The organism is Brumimicrobium sp., assembly GCF_048268645.1.
GTDB classification, from domain to species: domain Bacteria; phylum Bacteroidota; class Bacteroidia; order Flavobacteriales_D; family Crocinitomicaceae; genus Brumimicrobium; species Brumimicrobium ulvae.
This window is the reverse complement of sequence record NZ_JBLWVE010000021.1, coordinates 13,436-40,357: the sequence shown is the minus strand read 5'-3', so window position 1 is coordinate 40,357 and position 26,922 is coordinate 13,436. Positions and strand designations below refer to the sequence as shown.

Annotated in this window: 23 protein-coding genes; 9 read left to right on the top strand and 14 right to left on the bottom strand. The window is 37.0% G+C overall.

Going from position 1 to position 26,922, the window contains the following annotated elements; translation table 11 throughout:
• Positions 1-217 precede the first annotated feature (217 nt).
• Positions 218-1,066 carry a hypothetical protein gene (locus ACN0U3_RS13400; RefSeq protein ID WP_417266617.1) on the bottom strand — a complete coding sequence of 283 codons (849 nt, stop codon included), beginning with the start codon at positions 1,064-1,066 and terminating at the stop codon, positions 218-220.
• Positions 1,067-1,587: 521 nt separating this feature from the next.
• Between ACN0U3_RS13400 and ACN0U3_RS13395 the strand changes: the two genes are divergently transcribed.
• From ACN0U3_RS13395 to ACN0U3_RS13380, 4 genes are all read left to right on the top strand, one after another.
• Entirely contained in the window at positions 1,588-2,382 is a 795-nt protein-coding gene (locus ACN0U3_RS13395; RefSeq protein ID WP_299206545.1) for an SDR family oxidoreductase, read from the top strand.
• A gap of 68 nt (positions 2,383-2,450) precedes the next feature.
• Positions 2,451-2,909: a low molecular weight protein-tyrosine-phosphatase gene (locus ACN0U3_RS13390; RefSeq protein ID WP_299206544.1), complete on the top strand. Its 459-nt coding sequence runs from the start codon at positions 2,451-2,453 to the stop codon at positions 2,907-2,909.
• Complete coding sequence (locus tag ACN0U3_RS13385; protein ID WP_299206543.1) at positions 2,909-3,628, top strand: SAM-dependent methyltransferase; 720 nt, start codon at positions 2,909-2,911, stop codon at positions 3,626-3,628. Before ACN0U3_RS13390 ends, ACN0U3_RS13385 begins: the two co-directional genes overlap by 1 nt.
• A gap of 275 nt (positions 3,629-3,903) precedes the next feature.
• The gene (locus ACN0U3_RS13380) at positions 3,904-4,260 is read left to right on the top strand and encodes a hypothetical protein (RefSeq protein ID WP_417266616.1); all 357 of its coding nucleotides are present in this window, start codon (positions 3,904-3,906) and stop codon (positions 4,258-4,260) included.
• A gap of 93 nt (positions 4,261-4,353) precedes the next feature.
• Here ACN0U3_RS13380 and ACN0U3_RS13375 read toward each other — a convergent pair whose 3' ends face one another.
• Entirely contained in the window at positions 4,354-5,145 is a 792-nt protein-coding gene (locus ACN0U3_RS13375; protein WP_417266615.1) for an undecaprenyl-diphosphate phosphatase, read from the bottom strand.
• A gap of 115 nt (positions 5,146-5,260) precedes the next feature.
• On the opposite strand from ACN0U3_RS13375, the gene ACN0U3_RS13370 reads away from it, so the two are divergent.
• Both ACN0U3_RS13370 and ACN0U3_RS13365 read left to right on the top strand, forming a co-directional pair.
• Positions 5,261-6,676 carry an MATE family efflux transporter gene (locus tag ACN0U3_RS13370; RefSeq protein WP_417266614.1) on the top strand — a complete coding sequence of 472 codons (1,416 nt, stop codon included), beginning with the start codon at positions 5,261-5,263 and terminating at the stop codon, positions 6,674-6,676.
• Positions 6,677-6,775: 99 nt separating this feature from the next.
• Positions 6,776-8,398, top strand: a complete 1,623-nt coding sequence (locus tag ACN0U3_RS13365) for a cation:proton antiporter (RefSeq protein ID WP_417266613.1) — start codon at positions 6,776-6,778, stop codon at positions 8,396-8,398.
• A 6-nt stretch (positions 8,399-8,404) separates the two neighbouring features.
• On the opposite strand, the gene ACN0U3_RS13360 is transcribed toward ACN0U3_RS13365, so the two are convergent.
• The 7 genes from ACN0U3_RS13360 to ACN0U3_RS13330 all read right to left on the bottom strand — a co-directional run bounded on the left by ACN0U3_RS13360 (position 8,405) and on the right by ACN0U3_RS13330 (position 14,731).
• The gene (locus ACN0U3_RS13360) at positions 8,405-9,280 is read right to left on the bottom strand and encodes a glycosyltransferase family 2 protein (protein ID WP_417266612.1); all 876 of its coding nucleotides are present in this window, start codon (positions 9,278-9,280) and stop codon (positions 8,405-8,407) included.
• Between the two features lie 6 nt (positions 9,281-9,286).
• Positions 9,287-10,192, bottom strand: a complete 906-nt coding sequence (gene gldA / locus ACN0U3_RS13355) for a gliding motility-associated ABC transporter ATP-binding subunit GldA (RefSeq protein ID WP_299206532.1) — start codon at positions 10,190-10,192, stop codon at positions 9,287-9,289.
• An 82-nt stretch (positions 10,193-10,274) separates the two neighbouring features.
• Positions 10,275-10,628 carry a DUF1573 domain-containing protein gene (locus ACN0U3_RS13350; RefSeq protein WP_417266611.1) on the bottom strand — a complete coding sequence of 118 codons (354 nt, stop codon included), beginning with the start codon at positions 10,626-10,628 and terminating at the stop codon, positions 10,275-10,277.
• 36 nt (positions 10,629-10,664) lie between these two features.
• The gene (locus ACN0U3_RS13345) at positions 10,665-11,114 is read right to left on the bottom strand and encodes a DUF1573 domain-containing protein (RefSeq protein ID WP_299206529.1); all 450 of its coding nucleotides are present in this window, start codon (positions 11,112-11,114) and stop codon (positions 10,665-10,667) included.
• Positions 11,115-11,192: 78 nt separating this feature from the next.
• Positions 11,193-11,786, bottom strand: coding sequence for a hypothetical protein (locus ACN0U3_RS13340; RefSeq protein WP_417266610.1), 594 nt, complete (start codon positions 11,784-11,786; stop codon positions 11,193-11,195).
• A 2-nt stretch (positions 11,787-11,788) separates the two neighbouring features.
• Positions 11,789-12,385, bottom strand: coding sequence for a peptide deformylase (gene def / locus ACN0U3_RS13335; RefSeq protein WP_417266609.1), 597 nt, complete (start codon positions 12,383-12,385; stop codon positions 11,789-11,791).
• Between the two features lie 54 nt (positions 12,386-12,439).
• The gene (locus tag ACN0U3_RS13330; protein WP_417266608.1) at positions 12,440-14,731 is read right to left on the bottom strand and encodes a patatin-like phospholipase family protein; all 2,292 of its coding nucleotides are present in this window, start codon (positions 14,729-14,731) and stop codon (positions 12,440-12,442) included.
• A gap of 67 nt (positions 14,732-14,798) precedes the next feature.
• Between ACN0U3_RS13330 and ACN0U3_RS13325 the strand changes: the two genes are divergently transcribed.
• Entirely contained in the window at positions 14,799-15,404 is a 606-nt protein-coding gene (locus ACN0U3_RS13325; RefSeq protein WP_417266607.1) for a trimeric intracellular cation channel family protein, read from the top strand.
• 5 nt (positions 15,405-15,409) lie between these two features.
• Positions 15,410-17,215 (top strand): THUMP domain-containing class I SAM-dependent RNA methyltransferase, encoded by a 1,806-nt coding sequence (locus tag ACN0U3_RS13320; RefSeq protein ID WP_417266606.1) that lies wholly within the window; start codon positions 15,410-15,412, stop codon positions 17,213-17,215.
• Between the two features lie 91 nt (positions 17,216-17,306).
• Here ACN0U3_RS13320 and ACN0U3_RS13315 read toward each other — a convergent pair whose 3' ends face one another.
• The 3 genes from ACN0U3_RS13315 to ACN0U3_RS13305 form a co-directional block, all read right to left on the bottom strand.
• A complete protein-coding gene (locus ACN0U3_RS13315) occupies positions 17,307-18,770 on the bottom strand; it encodes a TonB-dependent receptor (protein WP_299206517.1) in 1,464 nt (487 codons plus the stop codon).
• An 85-nt stretch (positions 18,771-18,855) separates the two neighbouring features.
• A complete protein-coding gene (locus ACN0U3_RS13310) occupies positions 18,856-19,935 on the bottom strand; it encodes a cytochrome-c peroxidase (protein ID WP_417266605.1) in 1,080 nt (359 codons plus the stop codon).
• Positions 19,936-20,694 carry an MbnP family protein gene (locus tag ACN0U3_RS13305; RefSeq protein WP_417266604.1) on the bottom strand — a complete coding sequence of 253 codons (759 nt, stop codon included), beginning with the start codon at positions 20,692-20,694 and terminating at the stop codon, positions 19,936-19,938.
• 166 nt (positions 20,695-20,860) lie between these two features.
• On the opposite strand from ACN0U3_RS13305, the gene ACN0U3_RS13300 reads away from it, so the two are divergent.
• The gene (locus ACN0U3_RS13300) at positions 20,861-24,031 is read left to right on the top strand and encodes a UvrD-helicase domain-containing protein (protein ID WP_417266603.1); all 3,171 of its coding nucleotides are present in this window, start codon (positions 20,861-20,863) and stop codon (positions 24,029-24,031) included.
• A gap of 1 nt (position 24,032) precedes the next feature.
• On the opposite strand, the gene ACN0U3_RS13295 is transcribed toward ACN0U3_RS13300, so the two are convergent.
• Both ACN0U3_RS13295 and ACN0U3_RS13290 read right to left on the bottom strand, forming a co-directional pair.
• The gene (locus ACN0U3_RS13295; RefSeq protein WP_417266602.1) at positions 24,033-25,826 is read right to left on the bottom strand and encodes a Na/Pi cotransporter family protein; all 1,794 of its coding nucleotides are present in this window, start codon (positions 25,824-25,826) and stop codon (positions 24,033-24,035) included.
• Positions 25,827-25,893: 67 nt separating this feature from the next.
• The gene (locus ACN0U3_RS13290; RefSeq protein WP_417266601.1) at positions 25,894-26,904 is read right to left on the bottom strand and encodes an NAD-dependent epimerase/dehydratase family protein; all 1,011 of its coding nucleotides are present in this window, start codon (positions 26,902-26,904) and stop codon (positions 25,894-25,896) included.
• Between the last annotated feature and the right edge of the window lie 18 nt (positions 26,905-26,922).

Sequence of the window (26,922 nt, the reverse complement as noted above, 5' to 3'; positions counted from 1 at the left end):
CCTTCTTTCATTAAGTTTTGGTCCATGGTGTGGGAATGTAATTGAGGCTTATTTTTACTGGATTCTGTGCTATGGCAATTTAATGTTAAGCGCAGCGACGAGGAATCTTACCTTCTTTCATTAAGTTTTGGTCCATGGTGTGGGAATGTAATTGAGGCTTATTTTTACTGGATTCTGTGCTATGGCAGTTTAATGATAAGCGCAGCGACGAGGAATCTTATTTCCTATTGAACCTCCATGTGTATCCCAATACCAAATCGGAAGCGATATATCCAAAGCGCTGTTCACTGTATGCACTTTTGTCGTTTGGACGATTCATTACTTTAATCTGATGCATGAATCCAGCAGAAAAGTTGGTTTGTAAGAAAATATGGTTAAAAAACTCTAGCCTTAATCCAGGATGTAGTGAAAGTCCATAACCTGAAACAGAAATTGTTTTTCTATCGAACTGACCTCCAAAGTTGAAGTCGTTGTAAGAAAGAATTATTCCTGTAGCAGCTGCCGCCTGAGCACGAACTCTAAACCAATTGTTTTGACCAACAGAAAGTAAATCGAAGTAGCGTGCTAATTCTACACGAATATAATTTAGTCCGTCTGAGTTTTCGTAATGTATGTGTTCGTAATCTGAGGTAACCAACTGATTGTCGTATGTGCCGCTCCATAAATCACTAACACCAGGTTGAATTTCACCGTCTAAGGTGATTTCTTGAGGATGGTCCATGAGGTATTTCATGTGGTCATATCCCAAAGTCAAAGCCCATTTGTCTTTGAAGAAATAGCCTAACCTCACATTGAATTGAGGAATGGTAATTTTCTCTATGTTGAGGTAACTCATGGATAACTTTTCCGGATTGTCGGAAGCAGTCATGTTTTTCATCGTAAAATCATACCCTCGACCTTTCAAATGCAAATCACTTTGGGTATAGGCACTTCTGTTGTATCCCCAGTATAAATAGAAAGCCCCTTTTTCTGATTGGTTCAAGTCTTGCGCAAAGCTTGATGAATCGATAGTTAATAACCCTCCGAATAAAAAGATAAAAAGAGATGTGAATATTGATTGTTTCATGACTTGTCTTCTTGGATTTGCAAATTTACGTATTATTTTGTTGTGATAGAATAGCACGTCTGTTCGAGTGACCTTATTAAACTAAAGTGTTTAAAACCACTATTGGAGAACTCATCAGTTCAGTTTGGGGTATTTATCCCATATTCAATAGAATTAGGACCTATCCATTCTACCGTTTCAACGACTTTATAACCAAGGATCATCAAAAGGTGAGCATCCAATTGATGTTTTGTAGTTGTCTATCGCTCCAGCCCCCGACGAAAACGGAAATCTTACTGAGCTTGATTGCGTGTTGATTGCGCTGAAAAAGCGACATAAGAAGCTCTTTTTGGCGTATAAACAACACCGCAAATCAAGAAAGTAAATTGGAGGTGGAGGCGGATTAAGGGCTCCAAAAGAAGAAGATCTAAAAAGAATAAAAGTTGAAGAATTAACAATGAAAAATAGAGTTCAAGCATACTTTTCATTCATCATTTCAATATAGCTCCAATATGTAAAAGCTTTTCGATATCTTTACGCTTATGAAAACATTTGCCAATAAAGTAGTTTGGATTACGGGGGCATCTTCGGGAATAGGAAGAGAGCTTGCGGTACAATTAGCTGAATTAGGAAGTAAATTAATTTTGTCAGCACGTAATGTTGAAGAGTTAGAGAGTTTGAAGAACACCCTAAAAAACCCTGAGCAACACATGGTTTTGCGCTTGGATTTAGCGGAAAATGGTCACTTTCCAGAGTTGGCGAAGAAAGTCGTGGAACAATACAAACGCATAGACTATCTGTTTAATAGTGGAGGGATTTCACAACGTGCTGAGGCATCCAAAACAGCGATTGAAGTTGACCGAAGGATCATGGAAGTAAATTATTTTGGAAATATTGCCTTGACTAAAGCCGTTTTACCGTACATGCAGAAGCAACAAAGTGGACACCTTATTATCACTTCAAGTATTGCGGGCAAGTTTGGCTTTTATTTGCGTTCTGCATACGCTGCTTCAAAACATGCTTTGCATGGGTATTACGAAAGTCTACTTTTGGAGGAAGCAAAGAACAATATCTCGGTTACGATTGTTTGTCCTGGGAAGATCAATACTCCAATTTCAACGAGTGCTTTAACCGAAGATGGAACAGCGCATGGAGTGATGGATCACAATCAAGAAACAGGAATGCCCGTTGATGAATGTGTGCGTCAAATGTTGAAAGCGACAGTAAAAAAGAAAAAGGATGTCTTGATTGGCAATAAAGAAATATTGGCGGCAAAGATTAAACGATTCTCTCCAGCGTTGTTTTGGAAGATCATTAAAAATCAGAGTCCAACATAGAGAATGTTGAACGGTGCGAAACGTAGTGTTTGACGTTTTCCTATTGAAGAATATTTAAAGTAAATGTTATGAAAGTTTTAATGGTATGCTTAGGAAATATTTGCCGTTCACCAATGGCAGATGGATTGATGCGTAAGAAAGTTCAGGAACACGGCTTAGATGTAGTCGTCGATTCTGCAGGAACAGGTGATTGGCACGTAGGAGATGCTCCAGATCCACGTATGATTGAAACAGCGAAGAGAAATGGTGTTCCGATAGATGATTTACGTGGCAGACAGTTTAAGGTTGCAGACTTTGACGAGTTTGATCGAATTGTGGTGATGGATAAAAGTAACTTTGCCAACGTTACGAAATTGGCAAGAGACGAAAAGGATGTGCAAAAGGTAGAGTTGTTTTTAAACCTTACGCATCCTGGTAAAGATTTAGAAGTTCCCGATCCCTATTTTGGAGGGGATGAAGGATTCCAAGATGTTTTTGATATGTTGGATGCCGGGACAGATGTATTATTAAAAGAACTGAAAAACTAATGGCTAGAGGTCGATTATATTTAATGCCCACTTTGATGGGATCTGAGAACTGGGAACATGTTATTCCAGTAGAGGTAGCAGCAATTGCGAAAAATACACGCTATTTTGCGGTAGAAAATTTGAAATCTGCTCGCCGTTACTTGCGAAAACTGGACAGGACATTCCCTATTGATGAATCGACATTTTTTATCCTGAACAAAAAAACTCCACCTACTGATTTGGCGGGAATGTTAGCGCCATTGAGAAATGGTCATGATGTGGCCATTATTTCAGAGGCCGGTTGCCCTGGTGTTGCTGACCCTGGTGCAGATTTGGTGGCTTTAGCGCATCAAAACGGTGAGTTTGTAAGCCCACTCACAGGACCTTCTTCCATTTTGTTGGGACTTATGGCCAGTGGATTCAACGGGCAGTCATTTGCATTTAATGGATACATCCCCAAAGAGCGTAAGAAACGTGTGTTCACTTTTAAAGATTATGAACGCATGGTAAGTAAAACTGGACAAACACAAATTTTTATGGAAACACCTTTCCGTAACAATCATTTGCTTGAAGACTTACTGAATGAATGTTTGGATACTACGTTTTTGTGTATTGCCTGCGATTTGACGTTACCAACTGAGCGTGTTCAAACGATGACCATCGCCGAATGGAGAGAAAATGCCTTTGATTTGGATAAACGACCGACGATGTTCTTGATTGGAAAACCCTTTGCACTGTAGCTTCTGTCTATAAAGCTCACTTTCTGCGTTGTAATTATTTTAAAAACAGTTATTGACATAAGTCAACTCCTTGATTTTAAAAATAAATTACGCCTTGCTAGTGATCTTTCTAGTTCAGACGCTTTTGCTTAAGTGGACGTTTTGAAAAACGGTAATACTTACAAGAGATTCCTGTAATGCAAATAAAATAAAATAAATTTAAATTTCGATGAGAGATACAATGTTAATCCTCCACTTTATTGGTCTTGCCATGGGGTTGGGAACTGCATTTGCACATGCTTTTTTTGGGGTTTACTTCTTCTAAGTTAAGTAAGGACGAGGCAATAAAACTAAAATCGAACACCAAAATTCTTGGTCGAATGGGAAGTATTGGACTGATTTTGCTTTCGGTGTCTGGAGTTTACCTTATTCTTCCTTTTTGGAATGCATTAGCTTATATGCCAATGTTGCAAATTAAATTACTGTTCTTTGTTGTTTTGATCGGTTTTCTTGCTGTTATGAACATCATGGAGCGAAAAGCCATGAAGTCGGATCAGCCTGATGGGCTGTATAGAAAATTAGAAATTCTGGGAAAGCTTGCTTTAACAACAACATTAACCATCGTGGTTTTAGCAGTATTGGTATTTCACTAAATCATTACAATTACAATCGGCCATTAAATGCTGTTTTTCAGGACAGTATAATTTGGAATCATTAAAAAATGTAGAGTGCATTTAGGTTCTTGTTTAAACCATTGACCAAACAATAGCAATTGTTCCAACAATAAAGCAGTAAATAGAGAAGTAAGTTAATTTACTTTTCTTTACAATTGCAATCATCCAAGTACAGGCAATCAATCCAGTGATAAAGGCTGCAATAAATCCAACAGTTAATGAAACAACAGGAATGTTGTCGGCCGTAAAAGCGCCATCTAAAAGGTCTTTTGCAATTTTACCAAAAATTAAAGGCACTACCATTAGAAAGGAGAAGCGTGCTGATTTTTCACGATCAATTCCAAGCAATACAGACGTTCCAATGGTAGAACCTGAGCGAGAAATTCCTGGAAGAATTGCAATGGCTTGAGCGATCCCAATAATAAAAGCATTTTTAAAACTCACCCCTTTACCTGTGTTTTTAGCTTTATCGGCCAAAAGCAACACGACACCAGTGAGTAAAAGCATGAATCCAACCAGTAAAATTTGATGGTTAAAGAATGAGTCAATAATATCTTCAAAGAAGAAGCCTACAAAAGCTGCAGGGATCATTGATAAAATGATTTTGAGCGAAAACAAAAGTTCATCGTTCATTTTAAATTGAAAAAGTCCCCTTAAGATTTCAGTAACATCTTTTCTGAAAATGACAATTGTACTTAATGCAGTAGCAAAATGCAAAACAACTGTAGTCATCATGCTGAGTTCCCCAACATCTTCATTCCCTAAAATGGCTTTAGCGATTTCAAGATGTCCGCTACTTGAAACAGGTAGGAACTCTGTTAACCCCTGTACAATTCCTAAAATAATTGCTTTTATGATTTCCATTGATCTCTTTTTTTAGAAAGGGCTAAATTAATCATATTTCTGTATGATTCATTTTGAAAACCAAAATTCAAAAAGGATATCTAGATTCTTGATTTAGTTTAAGCTTTTCCATCAAATGAGAAAGACTGTTAAAGTCGGGCCTAACCCAAAAAAAGAATATCTTTGCATTTTAAAATCTACAGGAATTCAAAAAGAGCCAACATATCGATCAATTTGGAAACTAGCCTTGCCTGCAATGTTGGGCGGAGTAGTTGAGCCTGTTTTGTCTTTGACAGATTTGGCTGTAGTGGGAAATATTGGAACAGATGGTTTTTCGGGACATCATGAAAATTTGTCTGCAGTTGCTGCGGTTGGAATCGCGGGAAGTCTGATCTCAGCGTTGGTTTGGATCTTTGCCCAAATGAAAAGTGCTATTTCTGCTGTTGTTTCTCAAGCTTATGGCTCTATGAGAATGCGTGTGATGGCGAGTCTTATTCCCCAAATGATTTACTTTAATGCCATTGTGGGGGTATTGGCTATGTTGACGACTTTCTTTACTTCGGCTTGGGTGTTTGAACATTTGCTCTCTGCTACAGGACCTGTTTTGGAAGATGCCACAGCCTATTTTAATATTCGTGTTCTTGGTTTTCCATTAACGCTGATTACCTTCTCTGTATTTGGTGTTTTTAGAGGCGTTCAAAATACTTGGTGGGCCATGGTTATATCCATCGTAGGAGGAAGCATCAATATTTTATTGGACTTTGTCTTCGTTTTAGGATGGTGGAATTGGGTTGAACCGATGGGCGTTGAAGGAGCAGCATGGGCAAGTTTTATTGCGCAAATTGTCATGTTTTTAATGACCCTTTATTTCTTGTTGTATAAATCTAAAATAAAATTAATTCACAGTCTAAAAATCAATCCTGAATTTGTTGGATTATTGCTCATTGCAGGAAACTTAGTACTCAGGACCATTACCTTAAACCTAGCCTTAATGTTGACCCATAAATTTGCAAATATTTATGGCACAGTAGAAGCAGCAACCCATGCAGTGATGTTAAATTTATGGATGTTCTCGGCCTTTTTCTTAGATGCTTTTGCAACTTCAGCAAATGCTTTGGCGGGCAAGTTCTTAGGCGCCAAAAACAAAGCAGCAATGCAAAGAAACTTGAATAGAAATCTATTGTTGAGTTTGGTGGTTTCTTTTGTGTTGGCCGGATTGTTAATGATTTTCGACAGCCAGGTAATGGGCTTGATTATTAAGAATGAACAGGTTTGGGGCATGTATCCAATTGTGTTGCCTTTGTTTGCTTTGTGTTTGCCCATCAATGCGCTTGCTTTTACTCTGGATGGAGTTTTTAAAGGAATGGGAAAAGCGAAATTCCTTAGAAATATCTTATTTATTTCGACATTTTTCGGATTTTTACCCGTATTATTAATTGGACATCAGATTGCTCCAGGACTACAAATTGTTTGGTATGCAATTATTATGTGGATGCTACTGCGTGGTTTTATCCCTTACTTTTATTTTAAAAAATGGATAAAACGTTTTTAAAATAGCTTATTTTTTGAAAGACAAAAGTTATTTTTGCAAAGCGCTTAAACTCAAGCCACTTTAAACATAAAAGTTAAATAGCGCAAAAGAATAGAATACATGATTTCAATAGATTTAGACGCAATATACATTGATGCAATCTGGTTGGCAATGGCTTTTTTAAGCGGATTGCTAATGAAGAGACTTGGATTGCCTGCATTGTTGGGTTTTCTTGCGACTGGATTTATTCTGGGAATGTCTGGACTTACTGATGGAAACCTAAAGCAAATTTTAGGACCTCTTTCGGACTTAGGAATTATCCTGCTCTTATTTACTATTGGGTTGAAAATCAAAATAAAGCAACTGATACAACCAGAAATTTGGATTACTGCTTCTTCTCACATTATTATCACTACCCTTACAATTGGAGGTGTATTATTTGGCGTTAGCTTTTTAGGGGTCCGTTATTTGGCAGACATGACCTTAGAATCTGCGATGACCATTGGTTTTGCTTTGAGCTTTTCGAGTACGGTCTTTATCGTAAAATCACTTGAAGAAAGAGGGGAAATTTCTTCCCGACATGGTCGATTCGCTATTGGTATTTTGGTTGTTCAAGATATTTTTGCAGTGGTTTTTTTAACAGTTTCAAAAAGCGTTCTTCCGACCATTTGGGTGCTTGCTTTACCTATTTACTTGTATGTGGTTAAGATGCTGTTAGATAGATTGCTCAATAAATCAGGCCATGGTGAGTTACTTACAGTCTTTGGTTTTTTCGCTCCATTGATTGCAGGTGCTTTGGCATTCGATTTAGTCGATTTAAAATATGATTTAGGGGCCTTAATTATCGGAATGTTGTTGGTAAATCACCCAAGAAATGAAGAACTTTCAGAACGCATGCTGAACTATAAGGACTTTTTCTTGATTGGTTTCTTTATAAATATCGGTTTGTCAGGGGTTCCGACTTGGTCTAATATCATTATTGCATTGTGCTTGTTGGTTTTTGTCGTGTTCAAAGGCCTTTTATTTATTCGTATATTCTCTTTCTTTGAACTGCGTGCCAGAACCAATTTCTTGACCTCATTGCACTTGTCTAACTATAGTGAATTTGGATTAATTGTCGGTGCAGTAGCAGTTTCAAACGGAATGATCGACAATGATTGGTTAACTACTTTAGCCATCTTCATGAGTCTCTCTTTTTTATTGTCTTCTCCTATTATCTCTCGTTCTTACGAATTATTCGAAAAATATAAGGATACCCTAACCAAGTGGAATAGAACCTCTAAAGATATTGATAAACAGGCCCAAATAAGTGGAGAAGCAAAGTACGTTATCATTGGACTGGGAAGTATAGGGTTGCCAGCATATTATCATTTGAAAGCCAGCTTTCCAGATGATGTAATTGGTGTTGATTATAACGCAGATAAAGTAAAAACACTAAAAGCAGAAGGGTGTAATGTGGTTTGGGGGGATTCCACCGACAGGGACTTTTGGGACGAATCAAACTGGGACAAGGTTGATGTAGTGGTTTTGGCCATGAGTGATTATGCTTCCAACTTCAACTCTATGAAGCAAATAAATAAGATGAAGGAACGTCAATTTAAAATTGCAGCGATTTGCCATTACGATGATGAAAAAGAGATCTTCGAAAAGTTAAATGTTGATTATATTTATGACTATAAGACTTCGGTAGGAGAAGATTTTGCCCAGCACGCAATGGAAAAAAGCCGTAAAGTTATTTTGTAATTAGTACTACTTTCTGACAGTAGTATAATTTCTATAGGTTGTTTTTATTCCAATTTTGTCCAAGGCCATTTTAATTTTTTGTTTTAATGGCGTTTTGTTAAAAGTAATGTCATAATTGAATTTCCAATTCAAGCGCACGATACGATCATTCATGACTTTTGGGTGTGTACCTTTGTATTTTTCTAAAGAATCGATGTTTTTGAAATAATCAAATTCTTCAACCTTATCAATGTTTTGATCCATCCATTCGTCGTCATGCCATAACTTATTGAAAGTTTCTTGCTTAGCCTGCATTACACGCGGGTCTTTAACCCAACCATAATGGTGAATATAAGCATCTATGGGAATTACGTTTAACTTCTTGTCATCATCCTTTCTGAAACCTTGCGCGTCGCGAAAAGAATAGATTGATTTTTTATTTTTAATGACACGAATTTCATGCGGATACCAACGCAATGAATTTCCAACATAATCATAAGAACCAAAAAAGTGACGGTATTTGAATAACAAACCATCGACATTAGACTGGTTTATGTATTGCTCCATTGCTGCCTTAATGGTAGGTAAATCTGCTTCATGAACCACTTCGTCCCCTTGGATGTAAAATGCCCAGTCATAATCTTCTGGAATGGCATTAAACGCTTTATCTGTTTCAACGGCCAACACTCTACCACCTTCACGTAATGAATCGTCCCAAACCGTCTCAATAATTTTAATCTTTGGATTGTCGATGGATTGAATTAAAGCTAGAGTTTCATCTTCAGAATCTCCAACCGCGACAACAAGCAAATCGCAAATGGGCAAAATAGATTGAATTGCTTCTGTTATAGGATAATCGTATTTAATGGCATTTCTTACAAAGGTAAAACCAGCAACTTTCATATGTGTTTATTTAGTAGTGTAGGATTTAAAGACTTCTTCCAATGATTTTTCCTCTTTACGAATGGTTAAGATCAATAAGTTTTCATCTTTGGCATATCCAGCGATGGTCTTTCTAAGGTCTATCGACTGGTCGGAATTGATTAAAAAAGAGGTTTCATTGATGGCTTCTACACGACTGATATTAGGAATTTTTGCCAAACGATTTCTTGAAACTACAGCATCAAATTCAACAAAAACGACTTGACTTTTCACGTCAGATTGCAGTTCGCTTGCTTTCGCATTGGCTACTAATTTTCCGTTGTTAATAATGATTACCCTGTCACAAATCGCTTCAACTTCTTGCATAATATGCGTTGAAAGCATTACTGTTTTGGCCTTACCAATTTCTTTAATTAATTCACGGATCTCCGTTAACTGATTAGGGTCAAGTCCAGAAGTGGGTTCATCTAAAATCAGTACTTCAGGGTCGTGAATAATGGCTTGGGCCAGTCCAACCCTTTGACGATACCCTTTGGAAAGTGTCCCTGTCACTTTGTGTTGTTCTTTTTGCAATCCTACCAATTCAATCACTTCTTTTACCCTTTCTTTGAGGTTTGGAATTTTATAAATCTTTCCCACAAAAGTCAAATATTCCTTCACATACATGTCCAAATAAATGGGGTTGTGCTCAGGGAGATAACCTATCTTTTTTCGTACCTCTAAAGAATGCTTCTTGATGTCTAGTCCACATACTTCTACATCACCTTCAGTTGCAGGAATAAAACTGGTGATGATTTTCATTGTTGTAGATTTACCTGCTCCATTTGGACCAAGAAATCCCAAGATTTCACCTTTTTTAGCCTCAAACGAGATGTTGTCTACTGCGGCTTGTTCGCCATAGAATTTCGTAAGATGTTTTACAGATATTGACATGGTAAAGTTTTATAGTACGAAGATAGGATATTGCTCGAATTTGAGCGGAATATTCTGTTAAAAGATTTTAAGCGATGTTTGCTCAGTCCTCTTTAGGAACTACATATACCTTGATGCGTAGCTCTTGATCTTTTTTGGTATTTGCTTTTAACTTAATGATTCTGTCTTGCATATAATATTTTTGGTTGCTGTCAAAAGTAACAAGAATTGAATCTTTTTGTTGGGGTAATATTGGATGGTTTGGAAATTGGACTTTCGTGCAACTACAACTTACGAGTGCATCATTTATTACCAAAGGAGTATCTCCAGTGTTTTCGAAAACAAAGTAGTGTTGAAGAACAGTTCCTTCATTTGTTTTATTCCACTTATGTGTGGTTTTATTCAGAAAGTTAAATTCCGCATACTGGGCGAACCCAATAGCGGAATTTACTATCATTATAAGAAGTACGATAACGTTCTTCATTTCTTGTGCCTAGTTGCTAGTTGGTGCACCGCTGTTGTTTACAGGAGCTCCTCCTTGAGGTTTTGCTACAACATTTCCTTTGATACGGATTGTTTTTGTAGGGCTGTTAATTGCGTTTGATTGTAAAGTAACGCTCTTTCCAATAATACCTACACGCTTTGTGTCATACTTTACTTTAATTGAAGCAGACTCTCCTGGAGCGATTGGTTCTCTTGGCCAAGAAGGAACTGTACAACCACAAGAACCTTTTGCGCTCGAAATAACTAAAGGCTCATTCCCTGTGTTTTTAAATACAAATTCACAGTTTCCATCAGCATATTGGTCGATGGTACCGTAATCATGTGTTTCTTTTTCGAATTCAATTTTAGCTCCTGATTCAACTGCTGCTTGTGCAAATAAACCATTCATACCAATAAAGGCAGAAAATAATAAGCTTAGGGTAAATAGTAATTTTTTCATTGGTTTTTAATTTTAGTTATGAATCAAATATAAGACGATTAGTGTTCACTTATGGATTTTTAACAAAGCCTTAACAAGTTACTTTACCTCTTCAGTTTCTACAAGCATGTTTTCGTCTGACAGTTGAAGCTCAATAAGTTCTTCAAAAGTTTTGTCGATGTGCTTTAAACGGAATTCATATTGTTCACGCTTTTCTGCGGGTAAGTTCTCAATGGCCAATAATTGATTGGCATAGAATTTTATTTTTTCTGGATTGTACTCATTGAAATCATAGTAATTCATTTGTAGTTCCAACAATCCAATTTTATTCTTCGTATCCGGATACTTTGTGAGAAGCGTATCTCTCCATTTTACAGATTCACTTTCTACATTGAGTTGTAGATAAAGCGCTGCGATTTTATCTAAAGCTGTTTCTGCATACGGATCTTCTGGAAAGTTATGGTAAAAGTCTTTATTTCTATTGATGGCTTCATGATAAGCTACACGATTCATCTTGTATTCTGGAGATTTCACAGCTTCATCCATAAGCACCTTTAATGAGTCGTCCATTTCTTTAATTGAAGCTTTTAAACCTTCAATAGTAGGGGCTTCATTAGAAGCTGTATCTGCATTTTGATCTGTACAAGCTGTAAAGGTCAATAAAATACCGAAAACAAAAATTAACTTTTTCATTATTATTTTTTTCTTTTAGTTACTGGGAATTTCATGCGGTAATCAACATCAACATTTCCTTTCGAAATATTGGTCAATTTTTTTGTAAGTAAACGTTTCTTTAAAATCGATAAGTGGTCTGTAAACAAAACCCCCTCAATATGATCGTATTCATGTTGAATGATTCGTGCTGCATATCCGTCGTAAGTTTCTTCGTGAAAATCAAAATTCTCATCAAAATAAGTAATGGTGATTTTTTCTTTACGATAAACCTCTTCTCGAATAGTGGGGATAGATAAACAGCCTTCTTCGAATGCCCATTCTTCACCTTCTTCTTCTTCAATGATAGGGTTGATGAAGACCTTTTTGAAGTTTTCAAGACCTTCTGCTTTTGGATCTGGTTCACCCTCTTCATCATCTTCAGCAAACGGCGAAGCATCGACGATAAATAGACGAATTGACTTTCCTATCTGTGGCGCTGCTAATCCAACACCTCTTGCGTTGTACATTGTTTCCCACATGTTGTCAAGTAATTCACTCAGACCTTCATAGTCTTTATCAATTTCAACTCCTTCAACTTTTAAAACTGGATCACCGTATGCTACAATGGGTAATATCATATCAATAAAATTTGTACAAAAGTAATAATTCAAAAGGAGAAAATCTGCTTTTAACTAGCGAATTGACCTATTGTTAAAGATTATATAGCCAAAACTTAATTGTGTGACAAAAGGATTGTCCTGGTCAGGGAAATAATTCGTAGAGAGCCTTAATGGGCCAAGTGGCGAATGGAATATGATTGAAGCGCCTACCATCGGCAAGCCTTCTTTCAATAAATCTGAGTAACCGAATCCTGATTCATCCTCATAACGAATAATTTGTTTAAATGGTTGAAAGAAATAGGAGTCCAGTCTAAATTCAAAAAACTTACCATAGTTAAAAATTAGGTTTAAACCTCCTCCGATATATTGCGGGGCCCTGTATTCGCTCATGAACAAGGTTCGGCTGTCGGGCAGTGGAGAAAATTCTGTCATGGCCAAAACAGAGGCTGTATAGTTAGAAAATAAAGACTGTGAGTTCATTACCGCTTTTCCATAGAAGCCAATTTTGAAAAACTTGGTCATTTCATAGTATTTTCTTCCTTCAAGAGAAAGACTAATCCAACGGTGTTGTCTTCTTAAATCATATTCTGAAGAAGGAGTGTTTCCAGAAATACTTTTTTCTTTTCCTTGAACATAGCGAAAACTGGCTCTAAGCAAACTCCCTTTTGAAGCCCATTGTTTCCTGTCTAGCGTATTCAACTCATAATTGATGGAAGCCGATTCTCCACTGAAAGTGGTGATGTCTGCAGTGTCACTTTCTGAATAATTTAAGGTTTGATAATACTGGTCTTTATTGGTGAATTTTTTAAAGTCTAGGGCTACTTTTCCATTGTTGGAAGTAGGTATTCCCATGTTTAATCCATAATACATTTCATTTTGCAACAAAAAAGATGGTTTGATGTCCTCAAAAAAGGTAGAAGAGCTCCTGAAGTAATCCCAACGGTTTAATACAAAATAAGGACTGACCCTCAATGGAAAATAGGAAGGCAAATCAAAGTCTAGCTTCACTTTTGTAGAACCATAAAACTTTCCAAAATAGGTCTCCGCATGAATTTTTGCTGCACCTAATCCTAAGTCAAGGTAGGACAAGCCAATGTATGCTGTGTTTACCGGTCGTGAAGAGAAGTGTCCTCCAATACTTAAAGCAAAAGGTTTTTGTTTGGTGACATCCAACTTTAACCTGTAGGTGGTGTCGCTATTCTTTTCTAAAGTAGGATAAATATATTTGATTTGGGGTGCTGCATATCCTCTGTAAAAACGTTTTTGTAATTCATCAACGTCTATAGGTTCTTTAATCGAGTCTTTCATAAATTGTGTTTTAATGAAAGAAACATCGCTGTTGGTATAAGATTCAACCGATAGCTCATTGATTTGAATGGGTTTGATTTGGGCGCGATAAGCTTTTCTTTTTTTTGCCAACGCTTCGGTTTTCGCGGTGGTTTGTACATAAGGACGAATGCTGTCGAGATAAATCAAAGCAGCGTCGTAACCACTTTGAATGGCTTCTTCGGCCCTTGTAAATTCGAATGTTCCGATATCGTTTTTGGGTTCAATGATAACTCCGTAAGCACAAGGTAAATCAAAGTTGGTCTTCTGCACGAACATCGTTGTAATTTGACTGATGATGTCGTCTTCTGTTGGCGGTGCAGCATTTAAGGAAACGTTACTTCCAATAATATAGTCTACGGGAAATTCATGGTAAAGCACATCTGCAGGGAAATTGTTGTAAAGTCCTCCGTCAAAGAAAAGTTTTCCATCAATTCGAATAGGGTTAACGTAAAAAGGATAGGTCATCGAGGCACGCACTGCAGCGTTCAAATCACCTTTACTAAAAATAACACTTTCTTTTTTATAGATGTCCGCGGCAACACAACGAAAAGGAATAAATAAGGAGTCAAAATCTTTATCCATTGCTGCTCCTGTATGACCGATTAATCTCAATGTTTCAAAATCCAGATAGGAAGGAGTCATGAAGTTGGTGGGGAGGGATTTAGTGAAAATACTGTCTTTGGCAAAGTTGAAATTAATCATGGAAGCATCCTCATCGGCTTCTCGTAACAGGAAGCGTTCTTCTTTTGTAATTGTCCCTGAGGTCATTTTATTAAAATGGTTCGATAAGATATAGTCTTTTATTTCGTCTGGAGAATACCCCACTGCATATAAAGCACCAATTAATGCTCCAGCACTTGTTCCTGCAATGTATGCAATTGGAATTTCCGCTTCTTCTAATGCTTTTAATACACCGATGTGTGCGAGTCCTGTTGCACCACCTCCACTTAATACAACTCCTACACGTTGTGCGGAAGTGTTTTTAGGACTGAATAAGCCTAAAATGAATAAAAAAAGTAGAATCTTGTGTTTCAAGCTATATTTAAATGAGTTAATTTGCACAAAAGTATGAGTTTTTACCGGAATAATGAAAATTTAAATAATGCTTGAAGTTTTAGACCATATTGGGTTAGTTGCATTTGCGATTAGTGGAGTGCTTACAGCGGCCAATAGAAACCTAGACATTTTAGGGGGATATATCATCGCTTTCATTACTGCACTGGGGGGAGGAACAATCAGAGACCTGTTGTTGAATGAGGATGTAGCATGGATGACCTCTGTTACTCAAGTCGGAGTTGTGATTGCTGCAGCAACATTTGGAATTATTTTTCGGGGAAAATTGAAGACTTGGAGAAGAACATTGTCTATCTTTGACACAATTGGAATTTCAGTATTCACAATTGTTGGGGTGCAAAAAGGTTTATCACACGATCAGTTACCTTTAACCGCAGTGTTTCTAGGAATGATTACCGCCACTTTCGGAGGTTTACTTCGTGATGTTTTGAGTAATGAAATTCCTATGATTTTTAGAAAAGAAATATATGCTATACCTTGCCTAGTTGGTGGGTCGCTTTATTTACTAGGTGACTATTTTGGATACGGAGATACTCTCTGGTTACTGTGGGGAAGTATATTGTTCATTATAGTATTTAGAACTTTGGCGGTGCTATTTTCATGGAAATTGCCATTAATTAGAGAATTTAAATAATACAGATGAAAGATTTAGTAATAACAGTAAAAACGCTTTACGGATTTGAGGAGTTACTCAAAGATGAATTAAAGGAATTAGGGTATGATAAGGTAGAGCTCTTGAATCGTGCTGTTCAGTTGAATGGGGGCTGGGAAGATGTATACCGTTTAAATTACCGTTGCCGTTTAGCGATTTCTGTACTCGTTAAAGTAAAGTCTTTTACCATCCATAAAGAGGATGATCTGTACAAAGAAGCGAAGAAAATTGATTGGACATCTTATTTTGATGTCGATAAAACTTTCGCTGTTAAAGGTGCTGTTTTTTCTACAATGTTTACGCATACGCAGTATCCATTCTTATTGGTTAAGGATGCTATTGCAGATGTTTTTAGAGAGAAAAATGATGACAAAAGACCTGATGTGAATTTAAAATCACCTCAGGTGATGTTTGATGTCTACATTAAAGAAAAGTCTGTTGTTATTTCCTTAAATACAAGTGGTGTTCCTTTATTTCAAAGAGGATACAGACAAGAGGTTGGAGATGCCCCAATGAATGAGGTCTTGGCAGCAGGTATTTTAAGAATGTCAGGCTGGGACAGAAAATCAACATTGATTGACCCTATGTGTGGTTCTGGAACAATCGCCATTGAAGCAGCACTTTGGGCGGCAGATATTCCTGCAATGATCGAAAGGAGTCATTTTGCCTTTAAAAACTTTAAGTCTTTTGATGCAGAAGCATGGGAAAAAGTGAGGTCTGAAGGGAATCAACGTCCAGTCAAGTTAGGATTTGACATCCTGGCATCGGATATTGATGGAGAAATGATTAAAAAAGCGCGTAGAAATAGCCGAATGGCACCGATTGGAAATATGGTGACTTGGGCAATTAAAGATGCTTTAGAGTTGGAAGCTCCAGATGATAAAGGAATATTAATTTGTAACCCTCCATATGGTGAAAGAATGGGAGAGGAGGTTGAAGAACTCTATACAAGTTTAGGTGATTTATTCAAGCAGTCATTCTTGGGTTATGATTGCTGGGTTGTTTCTTCGAATATTGATGCGTTGAAGAATATTGGGTTAAGACCTAGTAAGAAAATTAAGGTGTTTAATGGTAACCTTGAATGTAGTCTTAGACAGTTTGAGATTTTCGCAGGATCAAAGAAATATGACAATAGTCAAGAAGATGAAGATGGTGCTCCGGCAAAACCACGTGGTGTAAGAAGAGAGAAACGCCAAAGAGAAGAAAAGGTAATTCCTGAATCTTCAACATCTGAGGAAGTTTCTACATCAAAATATGGTGCAACAAAATCAACTTACTCGCCAGTCGATGACCAAGAGAATGGTAAACAGAGTGAGAAAGAGAATGAGAGCAACCGTGAGGAGAAAGAGTATAATCCCACACGAAGAGTTATTTCTACAATACCTTCTGAACCTAGAAAAAGTGCTGCTTCAAAATATACGAAAGCAAAATCGGCGTATTTGCCAGTCGATGATGATGCAGCCGTAACGCCTAAAAAGGAAGAGACTGAAAAAACTGAATCTGCTGAGAAAGGAAATGATAGGAAAAAAGACAAACCAGAAAAACCTCGTCTTGGAGCGTCGAAATATGGTGAAAAGCCTAAATTCTTAAGTCGTTACGCGACTCCTGCGAAGGATGCTTCCGAGGAAGAGGAAAAAATTGAAAAATCTCAACCTGTAGAAAAAGATGAGGAGACAAAGGCAGATTCAACTGATCAGTATGAAGATAAAAACCAAGATTCTGACTCAACGGAAGAAGAATTGTCTTTGAAAGAAAAGATTGAATTGATGAAGAAGTCAAGAAAAGAAGAATAATACGAGGTTCAATTAGAACCTAAAGAAGCCCACTTTTTGGTGGGCTTTTTTTTTGGGTTATTATGAGTTCATTCTAATGAATGACTGAAAACTACAATTTGAAATTGATTTCTTTAGATAGTTTGATGGGTTCTGGCTCAACTTTCGGTGTGTAGCCAAACAAACGCATGAATTTAATGGCCATGGCCACACGATAAGGAACGTCATTATCCCAAGTGTCATCGTCTTCATGTCGTGTGATTTTCGCCAGTACTTCATCGGATTTAATGTTCAACAAGTTGTAATCGAATTTTTCTAAAGCTTCAATTTTATTGTTGTCGATCATATAATTCAAGAGTCCCCTTAAATGGTCTGGCACCACAACATCTTTAAATTCATATAGCTCACCAGTATTGTAATCAATGGCTGGATAGATGTACATTTTTGCGTTTCTTCCAAACCCTTTTCCGAAAGCTTCTAATATTCCTCCATTTAGATGGTCGTAGTACTTTTCGTCGAAAATATTGTGAATATTATAGATTCCTAAAATAACCCCTAATTTATAACCTCTCGAAATTTCGCTGAGGTAATCCACCATTTCGTAATAACGCAAATAGTTCGAAATCATAACGGTGTATCCTAAAGCACCTAAAAGCTCTGCACGGTCAACGAAGTCTTTGTCAGAGATTCTTCCTCCAGAAGTTAAGTCACGCAAGGTCAATTCAAATACCTCACGCACATTTTTCTTTTCTACACCTTCTTCTTCATAGAATTTTTCCCTTGCGCTGTTCAACATGTCGATGTTTACCTTTGTTACAGGTCTAAATCGTCCACGCATTAAAAGAATATTCTTTTTATAAAGATTACTTGCAGGCTGAAGGACTTTTCCTGTTTGATCAAACATTGTAGCTTCAGTAATTCCTCTTTTTACAAGATTTAAGGCTAAAATCCTATTGTCAATTTCTTCAAAATCTGGACCTTCAACATGCAGCATGTCAATTTCTATACGGTCTTTTGGAAGGTGGTGAACCAAACTATTGATAAAGTAATCCAATTCTCCTGTTGCATGGAAATAGGCTGCATAAACAAGGTTTACTCCAAGAATACCCAAAGCTTCCTGTTGTGCTCTGTTGTTTTGGTCATGCATTTTAACATGCAAAATAATATTGTTTGGCGGTGTGTCTGGCTTTACTTGAAACCGCAACCCAACCCAACCTTGACCTTGATTTGTTTTGTGATAGTTTAATGATTCCACCGTATTACAAAAAGAGAAGAAGCGTGTATGTTCTTTTCGGTGAGCCAGACTGGTAGTCACCATTTCATACTCTCTTCTCAGCATGGTGTGTAATCGTTCTTCACAAACATAGCGTTTTGCTTTTCCATAAATACTGTCAGACACTTTCATGTCGTAGGCAGAATGAGAAAAGGCAATCGTTCCTGAGCTTCCTCCAGCCCTAAAAAAGTTTGCGGCGACTTCCTGACCAGCACCAATTTCAGAAAAAGAACCATAAATGTCTGATTTAAGGTTGATTTTTAACGCTTTTTCTTCTGTTGTTAGTCTTCTACGGTCTTCCATGGATGTATTTTATATAAACAAATAAACTAAATTAAAGGCATAATTCATAGGAGACCCTTGAATAAATGTTTTTGCTGTTTATCATTTAATAAGATCCTGGGTCTTTAAAGTCAGGATTGTTTAAAAACTGTTCATCTGTAAAGGTTTTTAAGAAGGCTTTAATGAGTTGATGCTCTTGCATGTCCAGTTGTACTCCTCCTTGATGAGAGAACTCCATCATCGGGTCAATCGTTGGACTTTCTACCACTCCAAAAGAATAGTGATTCAAGACTTCATCTAGATTTGAGAATCGCCCGTCGTGCATGTATGGTGCGCTGTATTCAATGTTTCTTAGGGTTGGGACTTTAAACTTTCCTTCGTCATTTGGATTTCCTGTTACAGCCATTCTACCGACATCTGAAAATTGTGTGTCCATCCCATTATTGGAAAATAAACCTGGAATTTCTATTAATGGCCCATCGTGACAGTGCAAACAATCACCATTGGTTAAACTAAAAAATAAATCCATTCCTCCCCATTCTTCAAATGTAATTTGAGTATACAATTCTTGTTCAAAAGCATTCAGTGGTAAGTTGTTTCTGTATTTATACATGACATCATATTTCGCCTGACCAGAAACCAATGTGCGCAAAAATTGAGCGATAGCTTTTGAAACATGCGTTGAGTCAAAATCTTTTACGCCGAAAACACGATAGAAATCAATGCTATACTGCTCAACTGCTTGAAGTTTCTGTACTGCTGCACTCCAGCTTTGGTCCATTTCTAAAGGGTCAACCACTGGATGAAGAATTTGTTCCTCTAATGTGTTGGCTCTCCCATCCCAAAAAAAAGCACTTTGCCAACCAAGGTTGACCAAAGCCATTGATTGTCGAACACCTAAATTACCATCAACACCCGTTGAAAATTGATCGGGATCAGCAAATGCATGTTCTTGTGAATGACAAGAAGCACATGATATGGTGTTGTCTCGACTGAGTCGTTTATCATAAAATAACCTCCTACCCAGTTCAACACCCTCAACACTCATGGGATTGTCTTCAGGGACGGGCATTGCTGGGAAATGGCTTGGAACTTCTAAAATATAAGGAGTAATAGATAAATCTATTTCATTCTTATTGCAGGAAACAAGCGCAAAAAGGAGTATAAGGATAGAAAAGTATTTCATTTAGTCTTTACTTAAGGCGTTTATAAAATTATCAATTATTTTTTCAGTTAACTGAATTTGGTCAGGATTTGTATGTGATGTCCTGTCTGTTTTAATGTCAATATCATGGATGTCGCCATCAAAGACTTTATATAAATCCAAATAGATGTTACTTTCATAAAGATGGTTATTCACCTTTGACCAAGTGATGTCTGTTAAAGTGAAGTTACGCAACATTTGATTGGTTCCGATATGATAAGAAAAACTTGCCAAGCTACCATCCTGTGCTGCTGTTGTATCTGCCTTACCTTCAAGCATTACAAAAATATAACCGGTATTCCACCCCCAATGCATGTCACCAGAGTTCAATATAAACAACGGGTCGTCTGCGTCTCGAGCAGAAGGGTCTTCGTAGTTTTGTGTTGAATCAACTCCAATGTTTGCAGTGAAAGAACTAAAATTGCTATAATCTCCTGGTCCTTCCCAAAGTAGTCTTTCATCATCTTCATATTTATAGATTGCTGACTCAAAAAGCTGCTGATCATTGTTTTTGAACTTCGTCATAATGATATTTAACTTGGTAAACGATATGGCGTAGCCTTCTTGAGTTGTGAAACTTTGACTAAAATCAATTGGAGTCCCTTGGTAAGTCGGAACAATGTTAACACGTGCTTTTAGCTGTGAGGTCGTAGGAGAATTGGCGTCATCTTTAGGTTTTTCTTTACAGGAATAAAGAGATCCAAAAACCATTAGCACAAAAAATAAAGTTAACTTTTTCATAGTGTTTATTTTACAGTATCAATATAGTATTTTTTTGATTATAAATCAAAGGAAAATCTTTATGCAGAATGTGAAAGTGACAAAAGTCACCAAGAGATTTTTTCAATTCTTTCAGAAACAAGACGAATTTAATCTTAAATTAGTTGGTTCTTCTTATATTCAAAATATGCAAAAAGAAATCACAAAGCCCCTAACTATTTACAGTGCATCCGCTGGAAGTGGTAAAACATTTTCTCTGGTCCAAAATTATTTAAAACTCACACTTGGGGAAGGCGTAGCTTCAAAAAACTTCGCGAAGATTTTGGCCATGACTTTTACCAATAAAGCAGCATGGGAAATGAAAGAACGTGTGATTCAAGCATTGGACTGGTTGGCGTATCCAAACAGGGCTGCAGAAAAGGAAAAAAAGAAAGCGGGATTGCTTTTGAAAGAAACACAAAAAACCACTGGATTAACGGCCAAAGTTATTCAGGAAAAGGCCAAAAGAACATTGTCTGAAATTTTGCATAATTACGAAGATTTTAACGTCTTGACCATAGACAAATTTAGCCTTCGCTTAATCCGGACATTTAGTCGAGATTTAGATTTACAAGAAGACTTTGAGGTAACTTTAGATCAGGATGTCTTGCTCGAACAAGTCATCGACGAATTGATGTCAAAGATTGGCAAAACAGGAGAAGAAAACATCACTAAATTGGCCTTGAATTATGCTAAAAGTAATGCAGATGAAGGCGACAAATGGAATTTCAGGAGTAGTTTGATTGAGTTCAGTAAAGTGTTGACTAAGGAAACCGATCAAGAATACATTCAGTCGCTTTTGGAAAAAGAATTCAATGAAGTCACTTATGCCAATGTTCTTTCAGACATCAAAGCTTTAAATGAAAAGCACCAAGCGGAGTGTAGTAAAGTATACAGTTATTTTGTGGACTTAAACTCAAGCATTGAAGATTACCCAGGAAAATCAAGAGGAATTTTTCCTTTGTTGAAAGAGCTGCCTTCTCGTTCTTTGTATGAAGTAAAACCACCTTCAAAAACCATTGCAAAAACCTTGTCGGGAGAAAATGTCAGCGACAATCACAATGTGGACCCTCAATTAATGGATAAAGTGAAAGCACTTTTTGTTTTGGAGAGTGATTTGGCTGAAAAACTATATACGCTCACCAAGATAAAGTCGAACTTTTATAATTTGGCTTTATTGAAATACATTTCAAAGGAACTAACCCTTTTTAAGGAGAAGAAAAACATTATTGGAATATTTGAATTCGGACAAAAGATTGCTGAGCTATTAAAAAAAGAAAACGCACCGTATATCTATGAAAGGTTAGGGAACCGATACAATCATTATTTGCTGGATGAGTTCCAAGACACCAGTAGATTACAATGGGTCAATTTAATTCCCTTGGTTCATGAGTCTATTTCTAACAATCACGAAAACCTAATTGTAGGAGATCCTAAACAAGCCATTTACCGATTTAGGAATGGCTTAGTGGAGCAATTTGTAAAGTTACCAGAGATTTATAACCCTGAAGGCGATGCCAATTTTACTCAAATTTCAGCTTACTTTAAACAAATGGGGAGGAAAATTCCCTTAGAAGAAAACTATAGATCACGTAAAAACATCGTTGAATTCAATAATGCTTTTTTTAATCGATTATTGGGTGAATTGCCTGACCATTTTGAAGCGTATTATGAAGATGTTCGTCAAACTCCCCGAGGAGATGATGGAGGATTTGTATCTATTGAATTATTGGGGAAAATGAAAGCCGAAGAACTCAAAGAAAGAGAGCATGCTTTTCTTTTGGAAAAGGTTCAACGTTGTGTAGATGATGGTTTTGACCTAGGAGATATTTGTGTACTGACAAGGGGGAAAAAAGAAGGAAGAAGGTTCGCAAAAGCTTTACTTGAAGCAGGAAAAGGATATAAAATTGTAAGTTCAGACAGTTTGATTATTTCTTCTGATGCTTCAATTGGATTGTGTGTTGACTACCTTAATTTAAGAAGAAACAGTGCCAATAAAACAACTCAAATTAAGTTTGCGACCACCTATTATCGCTTACAAAATACAGATCCTATTGTTGCGCTTATTCCCTTCTGGATGAATGAAAAAGTGGGTGATTTTGACTTTGAGAGTTTTGTAAAGCAAGAGTTTGGTAGCATGGATGCTTTGATGTTTCCGTATGAGAATTTATATGATTTAGGTGAAAGGTTTATTGCCTTAGTTGGCTTAAGCGAATTAAAAAATCCATACCTGCATCACCTTTTGGAACTGTTCCAGAATTATGATTTAAAATACGGACCAGATATTCGTGGATTTATTGAAGAATGGAACGCTAAATTGCATAAGAGCACGATTCAAATGCCAGAAAACAAAGAAGCCATTAAAATCATGACCATTCATAAGTCAAAAGGTTTAGAATTCCCCGTTGTGATTATGCCCAGTTTGAGTTGGGAAATTAAAACCCATTGGGGAACTCATTTTGTGGAAACCAATGAAGGAGAAGTGCTGTATTCTACTTTAAGCAAAGAAAATGTTCCCAATTATATGTTGGAAGCCTACACAATAGAATATAATCAATTGTTGTTGGATGAATTGAATATTCTTTACGTTGCATTTACGCGTCCTAGTGATCGATTATATATTCTTTCAGAAACACAGCAACCTTCTGCTAAAGATGGATTTTTCACTCAAATTAATCAACCTGTTGCGAAGTCAGTTGAATTATGGAATGACGATTTGATTACCGAAAGATCAAAAGAATTCATCAAAATAGGAGAAGAAACCAAGGTCGACCGTAAAGGAAGCGAAGAAAGTACAGGTGAAAATTTCACCCCAAAAGATTTAAGTGATTTTTTATGGTTCCCTGAATTGTCTTTACAAGATGAAGAAGCACTAGAAAATGAAGTGTTCAATGAGGAACAACAATATGGAAACGCACTCCACTTGGTGCTTTCCGAGATGTCAAATGGACGTTCTGCTGAGGAGATAATAGAAGATTTGCGTTTTACAGGCGAAATAGAGTCGAGGTGGGTAGATCAAATCAAACAGACTTCAAGTAAAATATATGCGCTTTTGGAAGAGCAAACTTTTGTTCGAGATGCAGAAAAAGTACTCAACGAGCAGGATATTTTAATCAGTGAAAAAGAAGTGAAACGACCAGATAAACTTTACCTTTCGGGCAATAAGGCTGTTGTCGTTGATTTCAAAACTGGGGAAGCATTGAGCAGTCATAAAGCACAAGTACACAACTATTGTAAGCAGTTGTTTGACATGGGGTTTGAAGAAAATGAAGGTTATTTACTGTACACCAAGACCATGGAGTTACAAAAGGTGAAATAGCTTAAAGATCTTCTACCAATTGTAGTAAATAGTCGCTTTCGATGTAAAGTAACTCAGCAGATTCTATCATTTTTAAGACAATACCATTAACATTGGTGCTGTCATTGGCTAAAGAAGAAGCCATATTACTGGAGATTTTACGTTCGCGGATGAGGTATTCAAATCTTCCGCTCAATAACAGGTCACGCGTAGAAGCTATTTTTTTGAGGTCTTCCAGGCTATCTAGTGTCGAACTCGATTCAGGATTCCTTTTCAGGTTGTATATTTCCCTTAAAGTTTTGGCTACGAAGCTCCTCAGTTTTTCATACTCTTCTTGAATATATTCATTGTCAGAATGCAAGTATTTTTTTACGTTTTTATGTAAGCCCCTCGTGTTTTTAATGATCACCACTTGATTCCTACTGGCGTCTTTTACCCTTGAAAATGCTGAAAATAAAGGAGGAGATAATGTGAATTCACTTTCCGATAAAGTGGCGTACTTAATAATTTTACCATAAATAATTTTCACTTTGGTATAATACATCTCCTCAACGTCAATGTCGTAACTGATGTCCTTGTCTTCGATGATCTTGAGAATAGGAACGTCGCTGCGTATGGCTTTGGGATCTAGATTTAATCCTTTGGCAACAATTGAAAAGGTCGTTTTCTCAAAAAGATATTTGCTCTCATCTAAAAGCGCACGAATTGTTGATTGGGGATATTTTAGAATACTTTTGTTCAAATATCTCGCCCTTTCAAACTCTGCTTTGTTCTGACTCTTCTCGGGTAATATTTTAATTAAAAACTTAATCATAGACTTGATAAATGGAATCATTAAAATGCACCCAATGAGATTGAAAAGTGTATGAAAAATAGAAAGTTTTATAGAGAAGTTTTGTTCATTAACACCAAATATTTTTGCTATAAAATCGACGAAATCGGCAAGTTGAAAAATAAGAATTAAACATACCAAACCTGCGGAGAGTTTGAAAATTACTTGTGCCCCTGCTAGGCGTTTCCCATTGGTACTTGCGCTGATTGCTCCGATAATCATTGTTGCCACGTTTCCAATATTTGCTCCGACAACCAAGGCCAAAGCATTGAAATAGCCCAGTTGTGAGGCTTCAAGCATGGTCAAGACCAAAACAATAACAGCACTTCCTGACTGCAAAACAATGGTTAAAACAATTCCCATGAGGGCAAATAAGAACACTCCTTTATATCCTTCTTGAGCGATGCTGGTAAAGTCAAAATCATCTTTATAGGTTTCAAATCCATTTTGCATAAACTCAATCCCTAAGAAGAAAAAACCTAAACCTGCTAAGGCAAAACCAAATCCTTTAATGGCTGTTTTTTTCTGTAAAACGAATAGAATTCCGAAGGCCAACATAGGGAAGGCGAAGGAAGCGATATCCACCTTAAATCCTAAAGTAGATACCAGCCAAGCAGTGGAGGTTGTTCCTAGATTAGTTCCGAAAGCAATGGCAATTCCCGACTTTAATGAAATTAAACCTGCACTTAAAAAAGAGATGGCCACAACACTGATCAATGCACTAGATTGTAGAATGGCCGTACTTAGAAATCCAAACCCGAAACTACGACTTACACTTTTGGTCATGGTTTTGAGCATTCTTTCCATCGGACCTTGAACAAAGGCGTTAAATCCATCTTCAAGCATGATGATTCCAAAGAGAAGAATAGCAATCCCAGCAGCGATTTCACTGACCATGGGAAATGCATAAAAAACCCATGCTAAAATCAATAGCATAAAGGGGAGAATTAATTTTTTTGCTTTTATGTTGGCCAGTATATTCATCGTTTTGTAATACAACAATATACAAATTTAACTAAGCAACAGGAAGAAAATATTTTGGAATGTGATTTTATTTTAATCGGCCTTTTACGGCATTTTCTACTGTTTCTTCTAAAGTGTAGAATTCATAAGCTATGGCCTCTTTGATTTTAGCATTGCTATATTTTGTAGTGCTGAAGGCATTATTTGCAGCAGACTTCGTAATCAAAGGTTTTGAAAAGGTGATTCCTGCCCAAAAAACAGAAAGCCTCCAAGTGATGCCCATCAACAGAGGGTGTACTTTTTTATTGGGTGGTTTTTGTCCTAGAGCATTCGCTACCAAGTCGAATACACGTTTAAACTTAGCATTTTCACCAATGCATAAAAAGCGCTCATTGAACAGGTTGCGGTTCATTAATTCCACCATGATTCGGGAAACATCTCTTGCATCTACAAACGCATTTGCACCAGGAGAATAAAACTTGAGTCCTTTGGAAACTGTTTTAAATATCTTCATTGAACTTTCTTCCCAATCTCCTGCGCCAAAGATGATCGAAGGGTTCACAATAACAACATTTAGTCCTTCATTCATACCTCTCCAAACCTCCTTTTCTGCACTGTACTTTGTAACCGAATATCCACTTGTTTCTTCGGTGAGGATCCACTTACCATTTTCATCTACTTCAACTTCGTCTGGAATATCCTTTGTTCCAACAGCAGCTGTGGAGCTAACAAAGCAAAATTTTTCTACTCCGATGTCCAAAGCGATATTCACCATGTTGGCAGTTCCGTATCGGTTAATTTCCATCATGTGTTGAAAGTCGCGCCTTGCAAAAGAAACAATCGCAGCGCAATGGTATATGATTGTATGGCCAATCATCATTTCTTCCAGTCGGGGAATGTTGAGAATGTCACATTCTATCCAATTGATTTTATTGAAATGAAGTTCTGCTTTTTCAGAAAGGTAAAAATCAAAACACTTTCTAACGGTGTCAATTTTTGATTTATTACGATAAATTGCTGTAATATTATCGTGCTGTTGAGTCAACTCAATCAATAAATGACTTCCCAATAAACCTGTGCCTCCAGTTACAAATACCATAGTTCAAAAATAAGGATG

Bases quoted from the DNA above. Each gene is read 5' to 3' on its own strand.
- ACN0U3_RS13400 (WP_417266617.1), bottom strand. From the start codon at position 1,066: ATGAAACAATCAATATTCACATCTCTTTTTATCTTTTTATTCGGAGGG.
- ACN0U3_RS13395 (WP_299206545.1), top strand. From the start codon at position 1,588: ATGAAAACATTTGCCAATAAAGTAGTTTGGATTACGGGGGCATCTTCG.
- ACN0U3_RS13390 (WP_299206544.1), top strand. From the start codon at position 2,451: ATGAAAGTTTTAATGGTATGCTTAGGAAATATTTGCCGTTCACCAATG.
- ACN0U3_RS13385 (WP_299206543.1), top strand. From the start codon at position 2,909: ATGGCTAGAGGTCGATTATATTTAATGCCCACTTTGATGGGATCTGAG.
- ACN0U3_RS13380 (WP_417266616.1), top strand. From the start codon at position 3,904: ATGCTTTTTTTGGGGTTTACTTCTTCTAAGTTAAGTAAGGACGAGGCA.
- ACN0U3_RS13375 (WP_417266615.1), bottom strand. From the start codon at position 5,145: ATGGAAATCATAAAAGCAATTATTTTAGGAATTGTACAGGGGTTAACA.
- ACN0U3_RS13370 (WP_417266614.1), top strand. From the start codon at position 5,261: ATGAGAAAGACTGTTAAAGTCGGGCCTAACCCAAAAAAAGAATATCTT.
- ACN0U3_RS13365 (WP_417266613.1), top strand. From the start codon at position 6,776: ATGATTTCAATAGATTTAGACGCAATATACATTGATGCAATCTGGTTG.
- ACN0U3_RS13360 (WP_417266612.1), bottom strand. From the start codon at position 9,280: ATGAAAGTTGCTGGTTTTACCTTTGTAAGAAATGCCATTAAATACGAT.
- gldA (WP_299206532.1), bottom strand. From the start codon at position 10,192: ATGTCAATATCTGTAAAACATCTTACGAAATTCTATGGCGAACAAGCC.
- ACN0U3_RS13350 (WP_417266611.1), bottom strand. From the start codon at position 10,628: ATGATAGTAAATTCCGCTATTGGGTTCGCCCAGTATGCGGAATTTAAC.
- ACN0U3_RS13345 (WP_299206529.1), bottom strand. From the start codon at position 11,114: ATGAAAAAATTACTATTTACCCTAAGCTTATTATTTTCTGCCTTTATT.
- ACN0U3_RS13340 (WP_417266610.1), bottom strand. From the start codon at position 11,786: ATGAAAAAGTTAATTTTTGTTTTCGGTATTTTATTGACCTTTACAGCT.
- def (WP_417266609.1), bottom strand. From the start codon at position 12,385: ATGATATTACCCATTGTAGCATACGGTGATCCAGTTTTAAAAGTTGAA.
- ACN0U3_RS13325 (WP_417266607.1), top strand. From the start codon at position 14,799: ATGCTTGAAGTTTTAGACCATATTGGGTTAGTTGCATTTGCGATTAGT.
- ACN0U3_RS13320 (WP_417266606.1), top strand. From the start codon at position 15,410: ATGAAAGATTTAGTAATAACAGTAAAAACGCTTTACGGATTTGAGGAG.
- ACN0U3_RS13315 (WP_299206517.1), bottom strand. From the start codon at position 18,770: ATGGAAGACCGTAGAAGACTAACAACAGAAGAAAAAGCGTTAAAAATC.
- ACN0U3_RS13310 (WP_417266605.1), bottom strand. From the start codon at position 19,935: ATGAAATACTTTTCTATCCTTATACTCCTTTTTGCGCTTGTTTCCTGC.
- ACN0U3_RS13305 (WP_417266604.1), bottom strand. From the start codon at position 20,694: ATGAAAAAGTTAACTTTATTTTTTGTGCTAATGGTTTTTGGATCTCTT.
- ACN0U3_RS13300 (WP_417266603.1), top strand. From the start codon at position 20,861: ATGCAAAAAGAAATCACAAAGCCCCTAACTATTTACAGTGCATCCGCT.
- ACN0U3_RS13295 (WP_417266602.1), bottom strand. From the start codon at position 25,826: ATGAATATACTGGCCAACATAAAAGCAAAAAAATTAATTCTCCCCTTT.
- ACN0U3_RS13290 (WP_417266601.1), bottom strand. From the start codon at position 26,904: ATGGTATTTGTAACTGGAGGCACAGGTTTATTGGGAAGTCATTTATTG.